This is a genomic window from Pseudoalteromonas piratica (assembly GCF_000788395.1).
Lineage (GTDB): Bacteria > Pseudomonadota > Gammaproteobacteria > Enterobacterales > Alteromonadaceae > Pseudoalteromonas > Pseudoalteromonas piratica.
The window spans coordinates 1,294,166-1,317,801 of the sequence record NZ_CP009888.1; the positions used below are offsets into that span (position 1 = coordinate 1,294,166).

A 23,636-nucleotide genomic window follows, 5' to 3' on the forward strand; every position below is an offset into this window, starting at 1 on the left:
AATGAAGCCAGTTGATAACTAAGAGAATTATTTCATGTCGCGTAAGATACTAGTGGTTGATGACGAAGCACCAATTCGTGAAATGTTGGTGTTCGTACTTGAACAAAATGGATTTCAGGCTATTGAAGCTCAGGACTATGATTCAGCAATGGATGCCCTAGTTGAGCCTTATCCAGATATGATTTTATTAGACTGGATGCTGCCTGGCACAAGCGGTGTTCAAATTGCTAAGAAAATTAAAAATAGCGATTACACTCGCCATATTCCAATAATTATGTTGACTGCCCGCGGTGAAGAAGAAGACAAAATTAAGGGTCTTGAAGTCGGCGCAGATGATTATGTGACTAAGCCATTTTCACCAAAAGAGCTTATGGCACGTATCAAAGCAGTCTTTCGTCGTGTTTCACCGACTTCTCTTGAAGAAGCCATTGAAGTACATGGTCTTCGCTTAGATCCAATCTCTCACCGTGTTACCTCAGCGGGTAATGAACTTGATATGGGTCCGACAGAATTTAAATTGCTTCATTTCTTTATGACTCACCCTGAACGTGTTTACAGCCGTGAACAACTACTTGATAATGTTTGGGGTACAAATGTGTATGTAGAAGACCGTACTGTTGACGTTCATATTCGTCGCTTACGCAAAGCAATCGCACCGATGGGGCACGATAAACTAGTGCAAACAGTACGTGGTGCAGGCTATCGTTTTTCGAGCAAAATCTAATAACTAAGAGAATTCTATGCTACGAATTGTGAGTAAGCAGGAATTAGTAAAACGCCTTTTTGGTTACTTTATTCCACTTACATTAATAGGAGTCCTGTTAGGGGCTCCTTTTTTACTTTTATGGCTAGGTACGTTATCGCTTTTAGTGTGGAACTATCGTCAATTATTCCGCTTAAGTGATTGGCTTACAGAGCAGCGAAAGTACTACCCACCAGAAGGGGAAGGAGTCTGGGAGCAGGTTTTTGAAGGGATCTACCGTCTTCAGCAACGCAATCGTCGCAAGCGCAACGAATTAGCTGATGTAATACGTCGTTTTCGTGAGGGTGCTGAAGCAGTGCCAGATGGCGTTTTAGTACTTCAAGATGATCTAGCGATCGTTTGGTGTAACAAAGAATCGATCGCGTTGCTTGGTTTACAGTGGCCGCTCGATCATGGACAACGCTTAGATAATTTAATTCGTCGTCCTGATTTTATAAATTATATGCGTTCTAAAGAGTATCTTGAGCCGCTTGAACTGCAATCGCCAATTGACGCGCATAGTGTGTTAGAGGTGAGGGTCACCCCTTACGCAGCATCACAATTGATGATGGTGGTGCGCGATGTGACCTTAATTAAGCAACTTGAAGAAATGCGACGAGATTTTATTGCTAACGTATCCCATGAATTACGTACGCCGTTGACTGTGATGTCGGGTTATCTTGAAATGTTTGATCCTGATATGGCGCCACCACCGGCAATGTGGGGCAAAGCACAGCAAACTATGCTTGAGCAATGTAAACGCATGGCGAGCTTAGTAGAGCAATTATTAGCACTCGCGCGGATTGAAAATTCCGACAAGCCGGACTTTGAAGAAGAAGTTGATATCAGTGATATGTTAATGAATATCTATCGTGAGGCTGAGCAACTTAACCAAGAAAAGCACCATTCTATTGAGCTCAATGTTGATGAAAGCATTAACATTATTGGTAAAGAACAAGAACTGCGTAGTGCATTTTCAAACCTTGTTTTTAATGCAATTCGTTATACACCAGAGGGTGGTGAGATCATTATTACTTGGCAAAAAAATGGCCGAGGTGTTGAGTTTAGTGTGGAAGACAATGGTGATGGCATTGCGCCGGAACATATTCATCGTTTAACTGAGCGCTTTTATCGTGTTGATCAAGCGCGCTCAAGAGACACTGGTGGCTCAGGCTTGGGTCTGGCCATCACCAAACATGTGTTAAGTCGTCATGATTCTCACTTAAATATTTCATCAAAAGTTGGTGAAGGTTCAGTGTTTAGTTTTTCTTTCTCTAACGAACGTATAAAAAACAAGAAGTTAGAAACGGAATTTTAATAATTTTCGGTGTTAATAAATTTGTCATATTTTAGTCATGTTACTGTCATGGAAAAGGCTAAAAATAGTCGCATCATCAAAACGGGATAATCAATTGGAGTTACCCAATGAAACTTAAAAACTTAGTGGCTACAATGGGCCTAACTGTTACAGCAATGTTTGCTGGTAACGCGATTGCTGTAGATAACAAATTAGCAGATTACGAAAAAACAACTGGTATTTCTGGTAATTTCTCATCAACTGGCTCTGACACATTAGCAAACATGATGACTTTCTGGGCTGAAGAATATAAGCGTCAATACCCTAACGTGAATATTCAAATTCAAGCAGCTGGTTCATCTACTGCGCCACCGGCACTAACAGAAGGTACTTCAAACTTTGGTCCTATGAGCCGTAAAATGAAGTCAAAAGAAATTGAAGCTTTTGAGAAAAAGTACGGTTATAAGCCAACTGAAGTTCGTGTAGCAATTGATGCCCTTGCAGTATTTGTTCACAAAGATAACCCAATTGAAGGTCTAACAATCAAAGAAGTAGATTCAGTATTCTCATCAACACGTAAATGTGGTGCTGATAAAGAAGCAACTCGCTGGAGCGATATTGGTTTAGAAGGTACTTGGGCTGGTAAAGACATCCAGTTATACGGTCGTAACTCAGTATCAGGTACTTACGGTTACTTTAAGAAAAAAGCACTTTGTAAAGGTGACTTTAAAAACAACGTAAATGAGCAACCAGGTTCTGCATCTGTAGTACAGTCTATTTCATCTTCACTTAATGCAATCGGTTACTCAGGTATTGGTTATAAGACATCAGGTGTTCGTACAGTTCCTCTAGCGAAGAAAGGTACTAAGTTTGTAGACGCAACTCTAGAAAACGTAGCAACTGGTAAATACCCACTGTCTCGTTTCCTATATGTTTACGTGAACAAGCACCCTAACAAACCACTTTCACCAATTGAAGCTGAGTTCCTTAAGATGGTTCTTTCTAAAGACGGTCAAAAGATTGTTGAGAAAGACGGTTATGTACCACTTACTTCAGGTATGGCTAGCAAAGAACTTAAGAAGCTAGGTCTTCTATAAGTTAAACGCTTAAGTCATTAAAAAAGCCGCTATATAGCGGCTTTTTTGTGTTTAAAAGAACGTTTATACCAATTTTAATAAGTCGGTAATCAACTACTTAAATGAAATGGTATTAACTAATCTGAATTTAGGTTAGTTAATAAATTCTGGGCCTAGCTGTGCCTTGCACGCATTATGTTGATCAATACACTGACGCATACATACGCCATTTGCCATGTTATCGCGCATATTGGTGTTTTCACATGAAGACTCACACTGGAAGTTTTGCTGCGCACAACTATTGAGTACTTCTTTTTGCGCAGGAGTTAAGTCTTTATTTGCGCTACATGCAGCCAATAAAGCTACTAAGGCGATGGTGATTAACTTTTTCATTATCCTTAATCCTTATAATTTTTAATTGAGTAGCGAGCGAGGTTAGGCTGTTGTAACTTGTAAGTTATCAATTAAACGCACATTTGCCAAAAATGCAGCAACCAGAATCACTAAATTTGTATCATCATTTGTCGCCGGTTGTAAGGTGTTGGCGTTACAAATATTAAAATAGTCGAGTTTAAAACCGTGTTGTACAATCGCTAAATGTGCTTGCTCGGTGATTTCAGCAATACTCAATTCACCGTCTTTTAGCGCACTTTCAGCATTTTTCATAATCTGATAAAGCGCACAAGCTTGCTGTTTTTCTTCATCTGATAAATAACCATTACGCGAGCTCATCGCTAAACCTGATTCTTCACGTTTAGTTGCTACACCAATGATTTCTATTGGCATTGATAAGTCTTCAACCATGGTTTTAATAACGGCAAGTTGTTGAAAATCTTTTTCACCAAAACAGGCAATATCAGGCTGTACTAAATTGAAAAGCTTATTAACAATAGTTGCAACACCACGGAAATGACCGGGACGACTTGCACCACAGTGACCTTCTGAAACTCCAGGTACATCAATGTAACTTTGCGCTTCTAAGCCTTTCGGATAGATAGTTTCTACCGTTGGTGTAAAGAGTAAATCAGCACCGTGCTCGATAAGACCATTTTGGTCATCAACTAGGGTTCTTGGGTACTTATCTAAATCTTCATTTTTGCCAAATTGCATAGGATTAACAAAAATACTCACAACCACTTTATCGGCTATCTGTTTAGCTTTATCTACTAAAGAAAAGTGACCCGCATGTAAGTTGCCCATGGTAGGCACAAAAGCCACTGTTAAACCTTGTTGCTTCCAGCTTTTAATTTTGCTGCGTAATTGAGAAACGTTAGAAACCGTTTGCATAAAAGTAACTACTTAATACGTAAAATTAATTGAATTCATGCTCAGGGGCAGGGAACTGACCACTTTGCACATCATCGATATATTTTTTAACTGCTTCTGGCATGCTGCCAGCTTCAAGTAAAAAGTTCTTTGAAAATTTAGGAATATAACCAGCAGAAATGCCAACTAAATCGTGCATTACTAAGATTTGGCCGTCAGTATCTTTACCGGCACCAATACCAATAGTTGGAATAGACACAGCTTCAGTAATCGCTTTAGCAAGCTCAGATGGAATACATTCAAGCACTAATAATTGCGCGCCAGCGGCTTCAAGCGCTTTCGCATCATGAATCATTTTCTCAGCCGCCTCATTTGTACGACCTTGAATTTTAAAACCGCCAAAGACATGAACTGACTGAGGTGTTAACCCTAAATGGCCACACACAGGAATGCCTTGCTGAGTAAGTGATTCAATCGCAGGATAAAGCCATTCTCCACCTTCTAATTTCACCATGTTGGCACCTGCACGCATAAGCTCTGCGGCATTATGACAGGCATCAGCTGGGTTTGAGTACGTCATAAATGGCATATCGGCAATGACAAAAGTGTCTTTTGCACCAGCGCGTACACAGCGAGTGTGGTATGCAATATCTTGATTGGTTACTGCCAGAGTATCACTACCACCTTGTAAAACCATGCCCATAGAATCGCCTACCAATAAAGCGTGGATACCTTGCTGTTCAAAAAGGCTAGAAAAGCTCGCATCATAAGCGGTCAGTGATGTTATCTTTTCGCCTTCTTGTTTCATCTTCTTTAATTTTGAAACAGTTATCTTAGCCATATGTCTCTCGATTATTTGTTGTTATTAGCTTGTCGCCAAAATGGTTAAGCCATTCTTATCAATGGTTTTAAGTAATTCAGTTAACTCTGTGCCACACGGCAGGCATAATTCGGGCGCCACTTCGTGTAATGGATAGAGCACAAACTCACGTGTTTTCATTCCATAATGCGGTACAGTAAGCCGCTCATTATCAATTTTCTGATCTTTAAACAGAATAATGTCTATGTCGAGTGTGCGCGGTCCCCAGCGATTTTCTTTACGAACACGGCCAAAGTCTAGTTCTATTTTTTGCGTAATATCTAAAAGTGCCAAAGGCGATAAATTTGTTTCAATAGCCACAACTGAATTTACATAGTCAGGCTGATCTTGCGGTCCCATCGGTTTACTGCCGTAGAGCGAGGAACTTGCAACTAAATTAATTTCAGCATGCTCTGATAGCGCGTTTGTGGCCTTTCGAATTTGTTCTAAAGGCGCATTTAAATTTGCGCCTAAACCCAAAAATGCCAACTCAGAGTGTTGTTTAGTCATGGCGCTTGTTACTACTATTTTTAGGTTTTCTTGGTCTGCGTCGACGATAATTACCGCCACTCTTTGAGCCTTTGTTGAGTTCACTTACCATGCGTTTCTGACTGCCAGCATCTTGTTCTGTGTAGTTATCCCACCATGTAGCAAGTTCTGTTAACTCAGGTTCAAATTGAGCACGCAGACAGAAGAAGTCTTTTGCAGCACGAAAACGAGGCTGTTGTGTTAAACGAAATGCACGTTGACCGCCTCGTTTATCAAAACGGTGCTGCAATTGCCAAATTTCACGCGCACCAATGGTAAAGCGTTTTGGTACAGCAATGGCTTTTGCGCTATCAGATAAGATTTGATTCATTGCAATGTTAAATGCATTAAACGGTGTCTCACCCTGAGCTGTGATACGCTTAGCTTGTGCTTGCAGTGGGTACCAAAGGAATGCCGCAATAAGGTAAGCTGGCGTTACTTTTTTACCTGCATTGATGCGTTTGTCGGTATTGCTTAGTACTTGTTTTATTAGTGCTAATTCAGGCCCATCTGGTTGCTTATTTAATAAGGAGTCAAGGGCAGGGAAGAGGTAAGTGAAAAGCCCATAATGGCGCAATAGGTCAAAATTAGCTTCGGCTTTGCCATTTAAGAACAGCTTCAGCATTTCTTCAAACAAACGGGCTGCCGGGATATTTCCCAGTAACGATGCTAACTTGAACATCGGCTTTTCGGTTGCCGGCGCAATGGTCATATCGAGCTTAGTTGCAAAACGCACTGCACGCAGCATACGAACAGGATCTTCACGATAGCGCGTTTCAGGATCGCCAATCAGTTCGATGCGGCGGTTTTTGATTGCTTCGATACCGCCAGCAAAATCATGAATACTAAAATCGTTAATTGAATAATAAAGCGCATTAATTGAGAAATCACGGCGTTCTGCGTCTTCATCAATTGTGCCATACACGTTATCGCGAAGTAGCTGGCCTTGATCGCTTGCTTGGCTTTTATTTTTTTCTTCTTGTTCAACGCTATGGTGACCGCGCATGGTCGCAACTTCGATTATTTCGCGGCCAAACATAATATGCGCTAAGCGAAAGCGTCGTCCTATCAGGCGGCAGTTGCGAAACTGTTTTTTGATTTGTTCTGGAGTGGCATTAGTTACAACGTCAAAGTCTTTAGGTTCTAGGCCAAGTAAAATATCACGAATGCAACCACCAACAAGATAAGCGTCATAGCCAGCATCCTTTAAACGATACAGTACCTTGAGGGCATTTGGGCTGAGTTGTTTACGTGAAACCACATGATGTTCTCTGGTAACAACTAGCGGCTTTGAAAAACTCGCAGCAGTGTGTGGCTCTTGACTTTGTTCTGACCCAGATAAGATATCTCGGCAGATTTTTACAAGCTTAGAAATAATGGGACAGCTCCAGAATTCATACAGGGAAAATTAACCGCGTAATAATATACTAATCACAGTGTTAATGCTATCGCTAGCAAGGTGGAATGGGGCGTTATTTAATCAATGGTCAGCCTGAATATTAGGCAAAATTAGAGTGCTCTAAAAGTGAAACTGTTTTCGTTTTGTATCAGCTGAATTTCATCATTCGCTGGCACGATTTCACGTCGCCATGCTGATACAGCCCAGTTGATAATATCGTCTACAGTTGCATTATAAAGTTGTTTTTCAGGGCTATAACCAAGAAAATTAAGCCCAGCAAGCAATGTTTTTTGCGGGTTATTCATATCAATGGCTGCAGCATAGTTCTGCTTAGACAGTTTAAATCCAGGCTCTGCAACTGCGAGAGGTAAATGACCAAATTGTGGTACATCTGCCCCAAGTAATTTATACAAGCTTATTTGGCGTACTGTTGGAAACAATAAATCAGCACCGCGCACAATATGTGAAATTTGCTGCGCTATATCATCTAACACCACTACCAGTTGGTAGGCGAACAAACCATCACGGCGTTTGATAATATAATCTTCTTCGGCAAATTTACTATCAACTGAAATAGTACCCTTGAATAAGTCATTGAATTGATATGAGGGATTCGATTGTTTTAGTCGTAATGCTTGTTGCTCAAAAGCTAGGTTTAGCGCTCGACAATGACCTGTGTAAAACCCACCATGCTGTTTAATTTCTTTGCGGGTACATTTACACGCGTAGACATGATTTGCATCCGCAAGTGTGTTGAGCACAGTTTGGTAATGGTCTAAGCATTCACTTTGGTAACGAACTGATTCGTCCCAATAAAGGCCGTAGTTTTCGAGCGTTTTTAAGATTAGGGTGTCACTACCCGAAACAACGCGGGGGGTATCGATGTCTTCAATACGAACAAGCCAACTACCGTTATGGGCTTTGGCGTCAAGATAACTGCCGAGCGCGGCTACGAGCGAGCCAAAATGTAGTGGCCCAGAAGGAGAGGGGGCAAACCGACCACGATATGCCCCAAAATCTGATATGTTTGCCAACATTTAAGCCAAATTAACGGCCTGACTGTTTTTCTTTTATTTCAGAAAGTGTTTTACAATCGATGCATTGATCTGCTGTTGGGCGAGCTTCTAAACGACGAATGCCGATTTCGATGCCGCATGTAACACAGTAACCAAAATCTTCATCTTCGATTAGTTGCAGTGTTTTCTCGATTTTTTTAATTAGTTTACGCTCACGGTCACGCGTACGTAATTCTAATGCAAACTCTTCTTCTTGTGCTGCACGATCAACTGGATCAGGGAAGTTTGCTGCTTCATCCTGCATATGGTTTTTTGTGCGATCTACTTCTTCACGTAAGTTGTTACGCCATGTCTCAAGAATGGTTTTAAAGTGCGCTAATTGTGCGTCACTCATGTATTCTTCGCCAGGTTTTTCTGTATACGGCGCTAGGCCTGCTTGAGCCAGTAAACTCAAATTATTTTGTGATGGCATAACTGTCTCCTAATTCTTCTATGAATAGAGTCCCAATAAAAGTCGGCGGCTATAAATAGCAGAATAAAAAATTAAGTGCAATTAATTTTTACCAATTAAAATATTTAGACAAGCCTAATTAACAATAATTTATGCGGTAAAATGTTTGAACTCGTTAACTATTCACTGTGGTGCGACAAAGGGAATGGTTGTATCTATTACTATTTGTTCCGAGCTTATGTTGGTACGGTAACACAAAATTTCAACCCCTGCGGCTAATGCTTTTTTAATTTCAATTGCATAATTTGCGTCAATATGTGCAGCGGGTGCCACAGACTTTATGCCAGTATGTTGAATTAAAAAGAATAATACTGCGCGATGGCCTTGTTGCTTCATTGTCACTAATTCGCGCAAATGTTTGCTACCACGAGCGGTGACGGCATCAGGAAAATAACCTTGCCCGTTTTCCTCTAACAAGGTGACTGATTTTACTTCGATATAACACGCTGGCTTTTCAGCATCACTCAATAAAATATCAATGCGACTGTTTTCGTCACCATACTTTACTTCTTGTGTTAGGGTTTCGTAATTTATTAGCTCTGGTATTTGTTGCTTAGCGATCGCCTCAGCAACCACGTGATTCGCCATGCTGGTATTAACGCAGATTAGATCACCCGCTTGGTTTTGCGTTAGTTCGAGAGAATGAGGGTATTTACGCTTGGCATTACTCGATGTTGAGTAATATGCAGTAAAGCCTGAATCAGCGCAGCCTGTCATTCTACCTGTATTAGCACAATGAATGGTGAGTTCGCCTTGCGCAGTGTCAATATCGACTAAAAATCGTTTGTAGCGTTTGAGTAATTTGGCTTGTTTTAATTCAGATTGAAATTGCATCGCTTGGTCGCAAATTATTGGGCTATTAATGCCACTAGTGTACACTGATGGCACGCAATTATGTGAACACACAAGAGAAAAATATGTCAGATCTGTTTAAAGTTCAGTTATCGCAAGATGCCGCTGCAGCGCATTGGGGTGAAAACGCACTTCTTTCTTTTTCAAATGACGGCGCAACAGTGCATTTAAAGCAAGATGAAACACTTAAAAATGTACAAAAAGCAGGGCGTGCACTTGCAAATCAAGGTATCAAGGCAATCGCTCTAGAGGGCGATGTGTGGTGCACTGAAAGTCAGTGGGCGCTTTACCAGGGTTTTGTGACAGCTAAAAACCTAGACGCAGTTACCTTTGTCGAAAATGGCCAATCATCATTAGAAGAACTTGCAGCGCTTAAACGTTCTGCTATTTGGCAGCGCCAAATGATCAATGGCACCGCTGAAGATGTTTATCCAGAAAGTCTTGCCGAAAAAGCGGCTGAATTTATCGGTTCGTTAGCGCCAGAACACGTTAGCTATGACATTATTAAAGGTGATGCATTACTTGAGCAAGAGTGGATTGGTATTCACTCTGTAGGCCGTGGTAGTGAACGCCCGCCAGTGTTACTAACACTCGATTACAACCCTACTGGTGATGCAAATGCACCTGTTGCAGCAGCGCTTGTTGGTAAAGGCATTACATTCGATTCGGGCGGTTACTCAATCAAACCGAGCGAAGGCATGTTAACTATGAAATGCGATATGGGTGGTGCGGCAACTGTGACTGCAGGTTTAGCGCTTGCTATCAGCCGTGGTTTAGATGTGCGTGTTAAGCTATTCCTATGTTGTGCAGAGAACCTTATTTCAGGAAATGCATACAAGCTAGGTGATATTCTTACTTATAAAAACGGCACAACAGTTGAAATTGTAAATACCGATGCAGAAGGTCGCTTAGTGCTTGCTGACGGTCTAATGGCTGCAGGTGAAACTGGTGCACCATTAATTATTGATGCTGCGACATTAACGGGTGCTGCATTAATGGCAGTAGGCCAAGAGTACAACGCGTTATTTGGTTTAGATAAAGCGCTTGTACGTGAAGTTGAAAACTTCGCAAGCGATGAGTTTGAAGCTGCATGGGCATTACCACTTGAAAAGTTCCACCAGTTTAACTGTCCATCTCCTTACGCTGATACGGCAAACAGTCGTGCACAAAAAGGTGGCGGCTTTGGTGGTGCTTCAAATGCTGCTGGTTTCCTATCTCGTTTCGTGCCAAATGAAGGTAAAGGTTGGGTGCATATTGACTTAGCAGCTAGCTTCCAAAACTCTGCGGGCAGTCAGTGGGCAGCTGGCGCAACGACATGGGGTATGAGAACGGTCGCGCGTACCTTGCTAGAAAAAGCATAATAAAAAATAAGCATTAAAAAGCCTGCTGTGTGCAGGCTTTTTATTAATGTTTGTTAAAGTTTAGACGCTCTAACTCTTCTTCGCTTGGCGTGGTATCGTTAAAACTTACTAGTTTTAGCGCTATAAATAAGCCAAGTAGCATGAAAGCAAATATCCACCACATATAGGGCACCTCTATTTATTTGCTTCATCCATAAATGTGTTTTTGGTAAACATTACCAAAAATGTATCCATATGTTGTCAATGTGTGTAAGGCCACAAAAATAGCCTAGTATTTAAACTATCAGGTTGCAACCGTATTTAAAAGGTTTAAGTCATGCCTTTTTGATATAAAACAAGCTATTTAGTTTAATTTGAGCTATTATGCACACCCTTTTTTATACCCAAAAAAATCAGGAGCACTTCATGTCAGATAAGGTTTTTATTACCGCAGAGCAGCTTTTGCAAGATTCGTTTAAACTCGCAGCACAAGTTTTTGATGATGGTTTTCGTCCTGACTACATAGTGGGTATTTGGCGTGGTGGTGCACCAATTGGTATTGCGGTACAAGAATACTACGACTTTAAAGGTGTAGACACAGATCACATTGCGGTACGTACTTCGTCATATTACGGTATTGGTAAACAATCGAAGGATATCAAAGTACATGGCTTACATTACATTATCGAAAACGCGAATGCGTCGGATAGTTTATTAATCGTCGATGATGTATTTGACTCGGGCCGCAGTATTTTTGCTCTTAAAGAAAAGTTAAAAGAGTTAATGCGTTTAAATTTACCGCAAGATATTCGCGTAGCATGCCCTTATTACAAGCCAAAGAATAACAAAACACCGATTGAACCTGACTATTACATTCATGATTCTGACGAATGGTTAGTGTTCCCACATGAGCTTTCAGGTTTAACACCAGATGAAATTGCAAATGGCAAAACAGATTTAAAAGAAATCAGTCACTTGTTCATTGAAAAAGAATAATCATCGCTTTAGAAAACAAAAAAGGTCGCAATCGCGACCTTTTTTAATAGTATGCTTTAATTAACGGCTGGCAAAGCTTTCGATAAACTCTTCAAGTTTATCTTCATCTAGCGGCTTTAAGCCTTGCTCAGTGCGCTGAACTAAACCTTGTTCTACCAAATCACTTACCACGCGACGATAAGCGCGCTCAGTTGTTGCAAAGCGTTCTGCTTCGGCACTTACTTTTGGGTAAGGTTTTAACATTGTCACGGTTTCATCTTGGTAGCGCGCTAAGCAGTCTTTTGCAATGTTGAAACTAAGCGGTAATAACAACTTGTTTAAGTTAATCTGCTGATTCTCAATAAACTTTTCAGCAATGCTTTTAGCCGTGTACATTGCCAGCTCTGGCTTTTCTTGTAATAACTCACGCCAATATTTCAACTCAATCAGGTTGTACGTTACTTCGCTTTGGCAAGTCATTGAATAGATACAGGGTCTGTCGTTAAGTGCTTCAACTTCCCCAACAAGGGTGTTATTACAGTCTAACTGACCCAGTAATAAACGCCTGCCATTACCTACATCATAACTAAATGAAATTGTGCCACTACGTACTAAAATTAGTTTACTTAGTGGTTTGCCTTGCTCTGCCAGTAACTTTCCCTTTTTTAGGGTGTAGCTATTGCCAGCATAAGACAGTAACTCATCAACTAGAGTTTTTGAAAAGTGGTAATCGAACATAAAGTCTCGCTTGTTGAGAACATATTTTTAGCGTTTGCTGTTGGACAATTGTCCTTCAGCTATTCTATCGGACCGTTTAGCTTACAGCAAATTGGAAATAATTAGAATCGGGGCGACACATGGTTTGGGAATATTTAGGTTATTTTGCGTCAGCATTGCTTGTTGCTTCGTTAATGATGGAAGATGTCGCAAAACTTCGTTGGTTTAATCTAGCGGGATGTATCTGTTTTACGTTATACGGTTTTGCAATTTCAGCGTGGCCAGTTGCATTTACTAATGGCTTACTTTCACTGGTAAATATTTATCACTTAATTAAATTAGCAAAGAAGAAATCAACGACAGCTGATGCTAAAGCTGACAGCTAAAAAGTTTTAATATTTAGAATTCAGAGCGCAGTATCAAGACTCTGAATTCTAAACTCACTTTACGTTTACTTTTGTTGGTATTTCAATTTACCTGCAAGCCAGGTTTGTTCAACTTGTGTGTGGTAAATATAAGTCAGTGGCGCTTCGAAATAGTTAGTATCAACAATAATAAAATCAGCCCATTTACCTTTTTCTAGGCTGCCAATTTTAAACTCTTGGTGGGCGGCATAGGCTGCATCTAAAGTAAATGCACGAAGCGCTTGTTCACGCGTTAGTTTTTCTTCTGTAAGCCAACCATTTTTTGGCGCGCCATGTTTATCTTGGCGAGATACGGCGGCATACAGGCCGTGAAAGGCATTGGCTAATTCAACAGGAAAGTCAGAGCCAGCCGCTACGCGTGAGCCTTGTTTTAAAAAGGTTTGCCATGCATAGGCGCCTGTTAAACGGTGTTTGCCTAATCTATCTTCCGCCATATGCATATCGGATGTGGCATGTACTGGTTGCATCGATGGAATAATCGCAAGTTGCTTAAAGCGTTTAATATCACTTGGCTCAACAATTTGTGCATGTTCCATACGGTTTCTAAGGAGTTTACCACCAGTTTTTGCGTAGACTTTTTCGTAGGTGTCGAGTACTACGCGGTTGGCTTTATCACCTATGGCATGTGTATTAACGGTAAAGCCTGCTTTAAATGCTTGCGTAAACACATCTTCAAGCTCTTGATTAGACATTAACATTAAGCCTTTATGGCCAATTCGATCTTGATAGTCTTCAAGTAGTGCGGCGCCTCGGCTGCCTAATGCGCCGTCGGAATACACTTTAACACTGCGAATTGCCAGCATATCGTTATTATCAAACTTTTTGCCTGCTGCCAGTTGTTTGCTAAGTTGGCTATCTGTTGCGCTTAGCATGGCATAAATGCGAATTGGTAAGGTGTTTTTAGCTGCGCGCTCTAAATAAACTTGGTAAGTTAAGTCATCAATACCTGCATCATGAGCTGAGGTAATACCTAGGCTCAGTAAATGCTCACCGGCAGCATCTAAGCGCTTATTCACCTCTGTTTTATCAATCTTAGGCATATGTTGATAAACCAATGGCTCAGCATTATCAATTAAAATACCTGATGGCTCACCATTTTCGAGGCGAATAATCTCACCGCCTTCAGGTGCTTTGGTGTCTTTGGTAATGCCTGCAATTTCAAGCGCTTTCGAATTGACCCAAAGGGCATGACCATCAACACGTGTAAGCGCTACAGGTCGGTCGCTAACAATAGCATCGAGATCTTTAGCGCTCGGAAATGTTTTGCTCGGCCAATTTTCTTGGTTCCAGCCACGACCTATCACCCAGCCATCGGTGTTTTTTGCGTATTGCGCAATTGCTTCAAGTGCATCTTTAAGGGATTTGCTATTGCGCAAATCAAGCTGGCTTTGATTTTTACCGAGACCAATTATGTGGCCGTGTGCGTCTATAAGGCCTGGTAGTAAGGTTTTGCCTTGCACATCAATTTTTTCGGCTGGGCTGTAGGTTGAAATAATCGATTTATCACCTGTTGCAACGACTTTGCCGTCTTTGATCACTAAGGTCGAAAACTGGTGGGTGCCAGTTCCCTTTTTCAAGGTGTAACCGTTTGCGTTGTGTAAAATGGTGTAATCAGCAAGGGCACTAGGTGCAATTGCACTTAAGCCTAAACTGGTAAGAGCGATGAATGCGCGTTTTAGTTGTTTTTTTGTTGTCATTGTTATTCTCTCGCGATGCGTGTGTATTGAGAATAGCAAAATCAAAATAAAAAATAAGTGGTTGATGAAAAAGTATTTAACGCCAAGCATTAAGCAAATTGGCGTTAAATAAAATGTGATAGTGCGTTATCACATAGTCGAGGGTTATTTGTTAAGTAACTGCTGAGGTGTTTGAATTTGTCTATTGATTGCAACTAATAATGCCGCTAGCTTTTGTTCGTTTTCGCAGTTTGTTGTCCAAAGTACAGCGGGCAAATTAAGTTGCTTAGCAAGTGTGAGAGCTGTTTCAATCACGTAATTTAGCGAGCTGGCACACGTTGATACACCGCGTGAAACTAAGTCATAACAATTGATACAAACTGCTTGCCATAACTCTTGTTCAACAATAATTGCGCTATTTAAAGATGCGAAATTAACTTCATTAAATTGGTTCGTTTGCATTACATCTCTACTTCTCAACTAATACAATAGCTTTATATCGCTTAGAATAATCAAAACTTGAGAAATAATTTTCCTGCATTCAATTTAAAGCGGTTTAAGGTTTTTAATTTCAGTGTGTTAGTGCACTTAAAAATTAGGGGCTGTTGACCTTTAAAGTTCGTTTTTGCAGCAGTTTGGTTGGGTTTTATACAAGGAAGAGGCTGCGTGGCATAGTTATTCTATGTGAGTCAGCCGATAACACAGTAGAAAACCCAATCAAGCGCTGCCGAACGGTTCTTTTGAGCGCGTTTTTCTCATTGTTGCCTGCATGGATGCAGGTAAGGGGCGTTAGCAGGACGCGGAAGCTTTGCTCGATATTCGCTTAGATTGCTAGGCCACATGTCGAGCGTCGCGATAAAAGCATGCTCAAACAGAACAAAAATAGAAGAGCAAAGATCAACAGACCCTAATGTTCAAAACTAACTAAAAATTCAACGCCGCCATCTTTGTTGTTGGCTGTTATGCTCGCACCATGAAACTCACAGATTAAACGTGCCATATACAGGCCAAGGCCTAAGTGGGGTTCTTTTTGCTTGCTCGATTCGCGCACGGACACCATAGAGTCAAATATATGATTTGCCATATCGCTCGGAAGTGCTGGACCTGCGTTAAAAATACTAAATTGCGCTTTGTTATTTTGGGTTGTGTAGTTCACTTCAATAGCGGTTTCAGGTTCAGCAAAATCAACTGCATTGCTGATAAGCTTATCGAGTAGCTGAGCAATAAACTCAGGCACACCATTTAATTTAAATGTTTCTTCACTTAAGGCTAACTTAAACTGTTTATTTGGGTAGGCAAGGGTGTAGCCTTGTAAACACCCGTTTATTACTTCGCTTAAATCAAATAACTCTTTTTGGCTGTTTTCTATGGCGTGCTCTAGGCGTGTTGCCTCACTCATGGTTGTGAGGATTTTGTTTAAACGCGCTACCCCTTCTTTTGCTCGTGCGATGTATTTTTGGCTGGGTTCATCGGTGTTTTGTAATTCTAAGCTTTCAAGGGATGAGCGTACTACAGCAACAGGGGTGCGCAACTCGTGCGATAAACGTGAGCTCATATTTTCTAAATAATGGGTATAGCCACCAAGGCGATTAACTATATTGGCAAAGCTGCGTGACAGGTCGCCAATTTCATCACTGGAAAATTGTTTTTCAATTTTACCCGTAACACGGCCTTGCGCATCAATGGCTTTTTCTGCAGCATCACGTAAACGCCTGATACGTGTTGAGATAATGGAAGCAAATAAGAATAAGCTCAACGTACCAATCAGCATAATCGCCAAGATCACATTAAACAGCTTTTCAAACGCTTTATTGCGGATTTCGCGAATGCCATTTGTGGTTTCTTCGGCAATTACGGCACCCATTACTTTATCATCAATCCAAATTGGGTAGGCGGCAGATAAAATGACGGCTTTTTGATCGGGTGTTAAGCGCCATGTTGATTTTGCATGCCCATCAAGTGCAGCATTAATATGGCTGCCATCAAGTGCTGCGACATCACGGGTAATATCGGTAAATTCTGTCGCAGGGCGAGTAAGAATCTTGTAGTAAATTGGATGTAGGTACTCTTCTTCAAACTGCTCCCAACGCGATGATTTGCGCTTTTTAATGGTATCACCCCAGCCGCCATCGGCGTTTTTAATGTTGCCAGCATCGGCTAATACACGGCGGTGTTGGTCGACAACAAACACACGGCTACCAGCGCGTGCCATGCCTTTAATAATTTCTTCAATTTCAGGAGAAGGCACTAAAATTGAGCCTAAGCTTTGTAACTCACTGAGGTTTGACGTGGCGATTTCGGTTAACTCGTCTTCCCCTTGGTCTTTATCTAAAATAGCAAAACCTAATTTGTTACCAAGAAGGCTTAACGGCAAGCGCAGTTCGATATTGTAGCCTTGCTCGGTTAAACGGAAGTATCCCTGAATTTGGTTAAAGGGGATTTTTGTTTCAGCGTCGAACGCGTTTACCCAACCAGCTTGCGTGGTTGATATTAAATAGGTTTTCACCACCCCTTCGGCATTGGTAAAGGCGATTTTTAAGTGATCATTGCGCTCTAAACTAATGGTGTTTTTACCGCGCAGCACCACATCGTCATCGGTAACACTGAATTGTGCATACAAGTAGTTATTATACTTACCAACCATATGTTTAAACGATATATCGGCATCGCTATGGGCATTCTTATCTTGTGTTAAATAGGCGTCGCCATAATGCCAAACGAGCGGTAAATAGGGCTGCCATTCCTGTAATTTACCATCGAGCTGAATGGGTCCCACAATATTGTAGGCGTAGAGATCGCGGCCTTTTTCAACTGAGTCTAAAAAGCTTGCTTGGCTGTCGAATAATTTAGGTCTGTCGTGCAGTGCTGTTGCTAAAGCGCGACTAGTAGCAACGAGGTTCTTTTCTTGGCCTAAGCGTAAAAAGTTTTCCATTTCAGCCACGTATTGGTGACCAAGCCATGGCAGTAATAGCAAAAAGCTAGAAAGAACAACAACTTTAGTACGCAGACCAATTCTCATGGCTTATTTTGCCTCCCAGCGATAACCCATGCCATACACGGTATCGATATGGTTAAATGCGTCATCAACTTTTAAAAACTTTTTACGAATACGCTTAATATGAGAGGTGATGGTGCTGTCATCTACGTAAATTTTTGCTTCATTCATTAAGTCATTACGTTGTTTTACATGACCTGGACGAATAGCCAACGCATGCACTAACCAATATTCCGTCACGGTTAAATCAATGGTAACGCCTTGCCAAGTGACTTGCATGCGCTCTGGATCAATTACTAACTCACCGCGTTCAATCAGCTGTGCTTGCTGCTGTGGGGTATTGAGCGCCAGTTGGCGACGAAAAATTGCTGAAATACGCGCAGCTAAATGAGCAAGGCTGATGTCTTTTGTTAAGTAGTCATCTGCACCCATACGTAAACCCGATACGGTATCGATTTCGTTATCGCGGGCAGTTAAGAAAATAATCGGTAAGGTTTGGCTTTTGGCACGTAATGCTTGGCATAACATAAAACCACCATCTATCTCATCACCTAAACCAATATCAATAATCGCTAGATCGGGCAGGTTAGCTAATAACTCGTCTTGTGCGCTGATGCGATCAGCATAGCCTTTAACTAAATAACCTTGGCCTTGCAGCATATCAATATAGTTTTCGCGAATAGCGTCTTGGTCTTCAATGATGGCGATTTTTTTCATGGATTACTGATAATTACCTACTCAATAGCCGCCACTATACCGAAAAATTGCGCAAAAAATAGGGACTGAGGTCAATTGCCATTTTTTTGCCACAATTGCTCATCGCATTGCCTTTTTTCACCCCAAAAATTGCCAGAACAGCTTGTTTTAATTACTCCAACGCAAACGGTGCAGCAGCATCAACACATAAACGCAGTAAAAAAATTAAAACACATTCTTGGAGAATATTATGAAAAAAGCACTTTTAGTTTCAGTAATCGCATTAGCACTTAGCAACCCAGCAATGGCAACAGAAAAAGAATTTGAAAAAGAGCCATTAATTGGCTTTGGCGCTGGCGCAACCATGGGGGCAATTATCGGTGGTCCAGTTGGTGCGGTTGCTGGTGGTATTGTGGGGATTTTTATCGGCAAAATTGAAGGGGATAAAGTTGATATTAAAGAACAGCAAGCTGAAATCTCAAAACAGCAACAAACCATAGTTGCACTACAACATAAAACATCAGATTACCAAGAGTTAGTTGCGTCTAAGCAGCAGCTAGAATCTCAGCTTGAACGCATTGCACAGCAGCGTATCGATAACTTACTCGCAATGTCGGTGCAGTTCCGCTCGGGTTCTGCGGAAATTGAACCGCATTTTGCCGAGCAATTGATTGAACTTGCTGAAGTGATGAAACAGCAACCAGAAATTTACCTCGACCTAAACGGCTTTGCTGACCAACGCGGTGATGATGAAAACAATTTAGCACTCTCAAATAAACGTGCCGACAATGTAGCCGCATTCTTAATAAAACAAGGTGTTGACCATAACCGCTTAAGCACTCATGGCTTTGGTGAAAGTCAAAGTATTGCCAAACAAAATGCAGAAGACAGCTTTGAAAGTAATGTGTTTGACCGCCGCGTAACCGTGCATGCACGCATGCAAGAACAATCTCAAACCGCTAACAACCAATACTAGAGAGGGGCTAGTAATGTTACCAAAACACACAACAGGAGGTGAAAAAGAACAACAAGGTAAACGAAAAGGCGCGCATCTGCGCCTTTTCATCAACCTTGCCATTCTTTTTTTAGCGTGGCTTGCCTCGGCCATTTTGTTCAGTGCGAAAGTGTCGGCGCAAGGGCTTATTTTAACTAATCAGGCGGGGCAAGAAGTTGAGCAAAGTGTGCTTAAATCGACCCAGCTTGATATTCAAGTAAAAGGCATGCTGGCATTTGTTGAATTAAAACAGGTCTATCAAAATCCAGCATTAGAAACGCTCAATGGTAGTTACCAGTTTCCACTGCCTGAAAATAGCGCGGTATTTGCCATGGAAATGATGCTTGATAACCGCAAAATTATTGGTGAAATTAAAGAAAAACAGCAGGCTGAGGTGATTTATAAAAAAGCCCAGCAACAAGGCCATAAAGCCGCATTAGTTAAAAACCAAAGCGCCAATGTATTTAAAACCAAGGTGGCTAATATTGAGCCAGGGCAAGAAGTTGCTGTTAAGCTGAGTTTTCAATTTCCATTAACCTATCAAGATGAAGTGTTTAGCTTGCGCTTACCGACAGTGGTTGCACCACGCTATTTTAATAACCTTGATCTTGATGAAAATGACCCGAATAGCCATTTTCAAACGCGTTCGCAAAGCAGTTTTCAACCTAATACATTAATGGCTGAGGAGGCGCCAACTCTCGATTTTTTGCCAAACACTGTGTTAACCAGTTTCAATGCAAAAAACAAGATTACTATCAATTTTGATGTGAACTTAGGCTTTGAACTCGATAGCATTTCCAGCCCAAGTCATATGTTGTCGGTAGTGCAAACCGGAAATACACAGTATCAACTGATTCCTGCGCCACAAAGCTTAGTGGCAAATCGCGACTTTGATATTAAATTTGTGCCCCTTTTAAATGCGCAAATTACCACGCAAGTGTTCCATGAAAATATTAATGGTGAGTCATATTACAAAGTGATGATGATGCCGCCTAAATCGGATTTTGTATCGCACAGTTTACCCCGTGAATTAGTGTTTGTGATTGATACCTCAGGGTCGATGGCGGGCACATCAATAGAACAAGCAAAACAGGCGCTGATTTTAGCGTTGGAAAAACTCGGTACAGATGACTTGTTTAATATTGTGGCATTTGATCATCAAGTAGAACTGTTTAAATCAGAAAGCGTCGCTGCAACCTACTCGCAATTGCAAGCGGCAAAACGCTTTATTGCAGGGCTGGAAGCTGACGGTGGCACCGAAATAAATAGCGCATTAGCAGCCAGTTTTGATGGTCAATTTGATGAAACACGCGTGCGCCAAGTGGTGTTATTAACCGATGGCGCAGTAGCCGATGCCGAATCTGTTAAGGGCTTAGTAAAAAATCGCCGAGCCGATAGCAAGCTTTTTACCGTGGGGATTGGCAGTGCTCCCAATAGCCATTTAATGCGCTTATTAGCCAAGCATGGCAAAGGTGAAACCTTGTTTATTAGTAACCTTGAAAATATCGCTGATGAAGTGGCTTTGTTAAGTGACAAGCTGAGCAATCCGGCACTTCAGAATATTCGCGTGTTAAATGATTTGGGTTTACCACTTGTTGATAGCTTACCCACGGCAGATCTTTATTTTTCATCGCCGCTGGTGGCGTATTTTAAATTAGCACAACCGGCTCAAGCGGTGCAGATCGCAGGTGACGGTGTAAATGGTAAGTTCTTAAAACGGGTTTCGCTTGAAAATGCGATTGATGCAAAAGGCATCGCTCGCGCTTACGCCAAAGAACATATAAACACGTTAGATTTAATACAAGATAAAGCTGAAATAACCAAGCTTGGTATTCGTCATGGATTATTAACACCATACACTGCCTTTATCGCGGTAGAAGAATACTTTGGTGATGTTGCCAATAAATCTTTCGAAGCGCCAAATATGCTGCCGCAAGGAAGTGCGATGCCTCAAACATCAGGCAATAACGACCGTTTATTTTGGTTAGGTATTTTATTGCTAGTTGGCGGTTTTTTATTAGCCCTTTGGGGGCAAAAAGAGGACGCTGAAAAATGAAGAGTAGGCGTAAATTATTACGCCTTTTGGCGTTTTGTATTGTGATATTAGGTTTAGTCTTAGTGTTTAAATCAAGCTATGTCTATGGCAAAGCGCAACTTGCTCAGTTTTTATTGCGGCAAGCGTGGCAAGAAAATAAAACGGATGCCAATCGCCAGCAAAAAGCATGGTACTACGCCGATGGTTATCCGGTTGGTGAACTTTTTGTTGAAAGCAGAGATATTTCGCAAATTGTGCTTAATGAGGCAAGTAACCGCAACCTCGCATTTGCCCCTGGGATTTGGCATCACCCAAGCAATAACATTTTAGTTGCCGCACACAACGACACTCACTTTAGCTTTGTTAAAGAGTTAAAGCTCGGCGAGCAAATTAGCTACCAAGCACAGGGTAAAGCGCAGCAACACTTTAAAGTAATTAATAAAATGTATGTGGATTACCGAGATTCTAATTGGTTGTTAGGATTAAATGGGTATTTAGTACTGATCACTTGCGAGCGACGCAGTCGTTTGGATTTAGTGCCAGAGGGAAGGGTGGTGGTAGTGGCAGAGCGCGTTTAGTTTTTAAAGTTTAAGTGATGATTTGAAGCATTGTTTAGTATTTGAAAGAGTATTTGTTGGTATGGTGATATTTGCTTCTATGCAGTTATCTTTCGCTATCCATGGCGCACTCTTGTTCATTTTTGTTACACGACAAAAACGAACCAAAAAACGTGCCCCCAAAAATCAAACTGATTCTTCAAAAACACTTTAAATGTGAACATAAACGCCATAAATCGGCATCCATGCCTCAGCATGGCTTGCTCGACCGCTTCGCTCCCTGTCTCGCATTATTCATTTAAATTGTATTTTCAGGTTTGATTAAGGGGGGAAGGAGTGAATCTCGAAAACCATAATTAGGTTTAAGGAATACTTTGCAAGTCGCAAGAGTTGTACACGACCTCAGTTTTATAACGATATATTGTGCCATTCGTTACTCACTCGTTTACTTTAAATTTTATAATAGACTTAAATAGCTTGTTAAAATAAAAGGATTTTTAAAATGAAAGAATTCATTTTTTTCTTCTCAATCTCGATTATTGCTTTTTCTTCTTGTGCATCTACTCTGATTGAGCATGGAAGAGTAGTTAATGAAAGAAATTGTTTTAGTTGGGTATTCTCAGATTACGACTTATGGCGTAATCAAATGGAAAAGAAGTTTAAGAAAAAATCAAAATTAGAAATTACCGTTAACAGAAAACTAGCATGGTTTGACTCTAATTTTGGAAAAGAAAAATATGAACAATTCAAACGAGACTTAGATTGCAGCACTTTTGACTATGAAGTTGACTCGATTCTTGTGAAAGGTTATGTGATTAAGCCTAAGCAAGCAAAAAAAGATTTACCTGTTCTTGTCTACAACCGTGGTGGAAATGGCAATTACGGAAGAGTTGTCTTCGGTTCGATGATGCAAAATTTATTTCCTATTGCCAATGAAGGTTTCATTATCATTGGCAGTCAATATAGAGGCACGCTTACGCAATCAGACACGTTAGATGAGTTTGGTGGAAAGGATATCGAAGACGTTGCAGCTTTATTCGATTTTATCCCCTCAATAAAAGGGGCCGATTTCAATAGAGTTGGAATGTATGGAGCAAGTCGAGGTGGCATGCAGACTCATTTAGTTGCTAAACAAGTTAACAATCTCAAAGCTATCGCAACTATTGCAGGAAGCACAGACTTAACGAAAGGTTTAACGTATCGACCAGCGATGGAGAAAGTGTATAAAAAACGAATTCCCAATTACCAAACTAATAAGCAAATAGAACTGGATAAAAGGTCGGTATTAAAATGGGTTGATAAACTTTCTTCTGATATTCCAATTCTGCTTCTTCATGGGACAAATGATAAGCGGGTATCTGTGAAGCATTCTAAAGACTTTGCTAATGCACTTGCTAAACATAATGTTCCTCACAAGCTAATTTTGTATGCTAACGACAATCATGGACTTGTAAAAAATAAAGCGGCAGCCAATAAAGAGATTGTTCGATGGTTTAAACAGCATTTGTGATAAAAAGGGCAATGTCTTTACGTTTAAAATTCATTCATTAAGTTTGGTTCCATCGGTCATCCATGATCTCACTTCCTCAAGCTGCGAAGCTCAGATGACTCTGGGCTTCCTGCCTTTCACCCTTCGGGCCAGCTACGCTGTTCAAAAATATTCCATTTATTTTTGTCGGT

The 23,636-nt window shown here is 41.0% G+C and carries 23 protein-coding genes; 10 read left to right on the top strand and 13 right to left on the bottom strand.

The window, feature by feature from the left end; genetic code table 11:
* Positions 1 to 34: 34 nt before the first annotated feature.
* The 3 genes from phoB (at position 35) to OM33_RS05825 (ending at position 3,136) form a co-directional block, all read left to right on the top strand.
* Complete coding sequence (gene phoB, locus OM33_RS05815; RefSeq protein WP_010560997.1) at positions 35 to 724, top strand: phosphate regulon transcriptional regulator PhoB; 690 nt, start codon at positions 35 to 37, stop codon at positions 722 to 724.
* A gap of 16 nt (positions 725 to 740) precedes the next feature.
* A complete protein-coding gene (phoR, locus tag OM33_RS05820; RefSeq protein WP_038639896.1) occupies positions 741 to 2,060 on the top strand; it encodes a phosphate regulon sensor histidine kinase PhoR in 1,320 nt (439 codons plus the stop codon).
* Positions 2,061 to 2,167: 107 nt separating this feature from the next.
* Entirely contained in the window at positions 2,168 to 3,136 is a 969-nt protein-coding gene (locus OM33_RS05825; RefSeq protein ID WP_038639899.1) for a PstS family phosphate ABC transporter substrate-binding protein, read from the top strand.
* A gap of 132 nt (positions 3,137 to 3,268) precedes the next feature.
* Here the strand turns inward: OM33_RS05825 and OM33_RS05830 are convergent, their stop codons facing one another.
* From OM33_RS05830 to sfsA, 8 genes are all read right to left on the bottom strand, one after another.
* Positions 3,269 to 3,508: a hypothetical protein gene (locus tag OM33_RS05830; RefSeq protein ID WP_038639901.1), complete on the bottom strand. Its 240-nt coding sequence runs from the start codon at positions 3,506 to 3,508 to the stop codon at positions 3,269 to 3,271.
* Positions 3,509 to 3,550: 42 nt separating this feature from the next.
* Positions 3,551 to 4,402: a pantoate--beta-alanine ligase gene (gene panC / locus OM33_RS05835; RefSeq protein ID WP_038639904.1), complete on the bottom strand. Its 852-nt coding sequence runs from the start codon at positions 4,400 to 4,402 to the stop codon at positions 3,551 to 3,553.
* 25 nt (positions 4,403 to 4,427) lie between these two features.
* Positions 4,428 to 5,222, bottom strand: a complete 795-nt coding sequence (panB, locus tag OM33_RS05840) for a 3-methyl-2-oxobutanoate hydroxymethyltransferase (protein ID WP_038639906.1) — start codon at positions 5,220 to 5,222, stop codon at positions 4,428 to 4,430.
* Between the two features lie 24 nt (positions 5,223 to 5,246).
* A complete protein-coding gene (gene folK, locus OM33_RS05845; RefSeq protein WP_038639909.1) occupies positions 5,247 to 5,750 on the bottom strand; it encodes a 2-amino-4-hydroxy-6-hydroxymethyldihydropteridine diphosphokinase in 504 nt (167 codons plus the stop codon).
* A complete protein-coding gene (pcnB, locus tag OM33_RS05850; RefSeq protein ID WP_267884431.1) occupies positions 5,743 to 7,113 on the bottom strand; it encodes a polynucleotide adenylyltransferase PcnB in 1,371 nt (456 codons plus the stop codon). The genes folK and pcnB overlap by 8 nt, the downstream gene beginning before the upstream one ends.
* A 164-nt stretch (positions 7,114 to 7,277) precedes the next feature.
* The gene (gene gluQRS / locus OM33_RS05855) at positions 7,278 to 8,204 is read right to left on the bottom strand and encodes a tRNA glutamyl-Q(34) synthetase GluQRS (protein ID WP_038639914.1); all 927 of its coding nucleotides are present in this window, start codon (positions 8,202 to 8,204) and stop codon (positions 7,278 to 7,280) included.
* A gap of 10 nt (positions 8,205 to 8,214) precedes the next feature.
* Positions 8,215 to 8,655 carry an RNA polymerase-binding protein DksA gene (gene dksA / locus OM33_RS05860; protein WP_010560988.1) on the bottom strand — a complete coding sequence of 147 codons (441 nt, stop codon included), beginning with the start codon at positions 8,653 to 8,655 and terminating at the stop codon, positions 8,215 to 8,217.
* A 162-nt stretch (positions 8,656 to 8,817) separates the two neighbouring features.
* Positions 8,818 to 9,528, bottom strand: coding sequence for a DNA/RNA nuclease SfsA (gene sfsA, locus OM33_RS05865; RefSeq protein ID WP_038643072.1), 711 nt, complete (start codon positions 9,526 to 9,528; stop codon positions 8,818 to 8,820).
* An 83-nt stretch (positions 9,529 to 9,611) separates the two neighbouring features.
* Between sfsA and pepB the strand changes: the two genes are divergently transcribed.
* Both pepB and OM33_RS05875 read left to right on the top strand, forming a co-directional pair.
* Positions 9,612 to 10,907, top strand: a complete 1,296-nt coding sequence (gene pepB, locus OM33_RS05870) for an aminopeptidase PepB (RefSeq protein WP_038643074.1) — start codon at positions 9,612 to 9,614, stop codon at positions 10,905 to 10,907.
* 405 nt (positions 10,908 to 11,312) lie between these two features.
* Positions 11,313 to 11,882, top strand: a complete 570-nt coding sequence (locus OM33_RS05875; RefSeq protein WP_038639918.1) for a phosphoribosyltransferase — start codon at positions 11,313 to 11,315, stop codon at positions 11,880 to 11,882.
* 60 nt (positions 11,883 to 11,942) lie between these two features.
* On the opposite strand, the gene OM33_RS05880 is transcribed toward OM33_RS05875, so the two are convergent.
* Positions 11,943 to 12,599, bottom strand: coding sequence for a Crp/Fnr family transcriptional regulator (locus OM33_RS05880; RefSeq protein WP_038639920.1), 657 nt, complete (start codon positions 12,597 to 12,599; stop codon positions 11,943 to 11,945).
* A gap of 119 nt (positions 12,600 to 12,718) precedes the next feature.
* On the opposite strand from OM33_RS05880, the gene OM33_RS05885 reads away from it, so the two are divergent.
* Complete coding sequence (locus tag OM33_RS05885) at positions 12,719 to 12,964, top strand: YgjV family protein (RefSeq protein ID WP_038639923.1); 246 nt, start codon at positions 12,719 to 12,721, stop codon at positions 12,962 to 12,964.
* A 65-nt stretch (positions 12,965 to 13,029) separates the two neighbouring features.
* Here OM33_RS05885 and OM33_RS05890 read toward each other — a convergent pair whose 3' ends face one another.
* The 4 genes from OM33_RS05890 to pdsR all read right to left on the bottom strand — a co-directional run bounded on the left by OM33_RS05890 (position 13,030) and on the right by pdsR (position 18,391).
* The gene (locus tag OM33_RS05890) at positions 13,030 to 14,700 is read right to left on the bottom strand and encodes an amidohydrolase (protein ID WP_038639925.1); all 1,671 of its coding nucleotides are present in this window, start codon (positions 14,698 to 14,700) and stop codon (positions 13,030 to 13,032) included.
* Between the two features lie 144 nt (positions 14,701 to 14,844).
* The gene (locus tag OM33_RS05895) at positions 14,845 to 15,141 is read right to left on the bottom strand and encodes a hypothetical protein (protein WP_038639928.1); all 297 of its coding nucleotides are present in this window, start codon (positions 15,139 to 15,141) and stop codon (positions 14,845 to 14,847) included.
* A gap of 445 nt (positions 15,142 to 15,586) precedes the next feature.
* Positions 15,587 to 17,698, bottom strand: coding sequence for a proteobacterial dedicated sortase system histidine kinase (gene pdsS, locus OM33_RS05900; protein WP_038639929.1), 2,112 nt, complete (start codon positions 17,696 to 17,698; stop codon positions 15,587 to 15,589).
* Positions 17,699 to 17,701: 3 nt separating this feature from the next.
* On the bottom strand, positions 17,702 to 18,391 hold the full coding sequence (pdsR, locus tag OM33_RS05905; RefSeq protein ID WP_038639932.1) for a proteobacterial dedicated sortase system response regulator: 690 nt from the start codon (positions 18,389 to 18,391) through the stop codon (positions 17,702 to 17,704).
* Positions 18,392 to 18,620: 229 nt separating this feature from the next.
* On the opposite strand from pdsR, the gene pdsO reads away from it, so the two are divergent.
* From pdsO to OM33_RS05925, 4 genes are all read left to right on the top strand, one after another.
* Positions 18,621 to 19,346 (top strand): sortase-associated OmpA-like protein PdsO, encoded by a 726-nt coding sequence (gene pdsO, locus OM33_RS05910; RefSeq protein ID WP_038639935.1) that lies wholly within the window; start codon positions 18,621 to 18,623, stop codon positions 19,344 to 19,346.
* 13 nt (positions 19,347 to 19,359) lie between these two features.
* Complete coding sequence (locus OM33_RS05915) at positions 19,360 to 21,420, top strand: VIT domain-containing protein (protein WP_038639937.1); 2,061 nt, start codon at positions 19,360 to 19,362, stop codon at positions 21,418 to 21,420.
* Positions 21,417 to 21,977, top strand: a complete 561-nt coding sequence (locus tag OM33_RS05920; protein WP_038639940.1) for a sortase domain-containing protein — start codon at positions 21,417 to 21,419, stop codon at positions 21,975 to 21,977. Before OM33_RS05915 ends, OM33_RS05920 begins: the two co-directional genes overlap by 4 nt.
* Positions 21,978 to 22,458: 481 nt before the next feature.
* Positions 22,459 to 23,466, top strand: coding sequence for an alpha/beta hydrolase family protein (locus OM33_RS05925; protein WP_038639942.1), 1,008 nt, complete (start codon positions 22,459 to 22,461; stop codon positions 23,464 to 23,466).
* Positions 23,467 to 23,636: the final 170 nt, after the last annotated feature.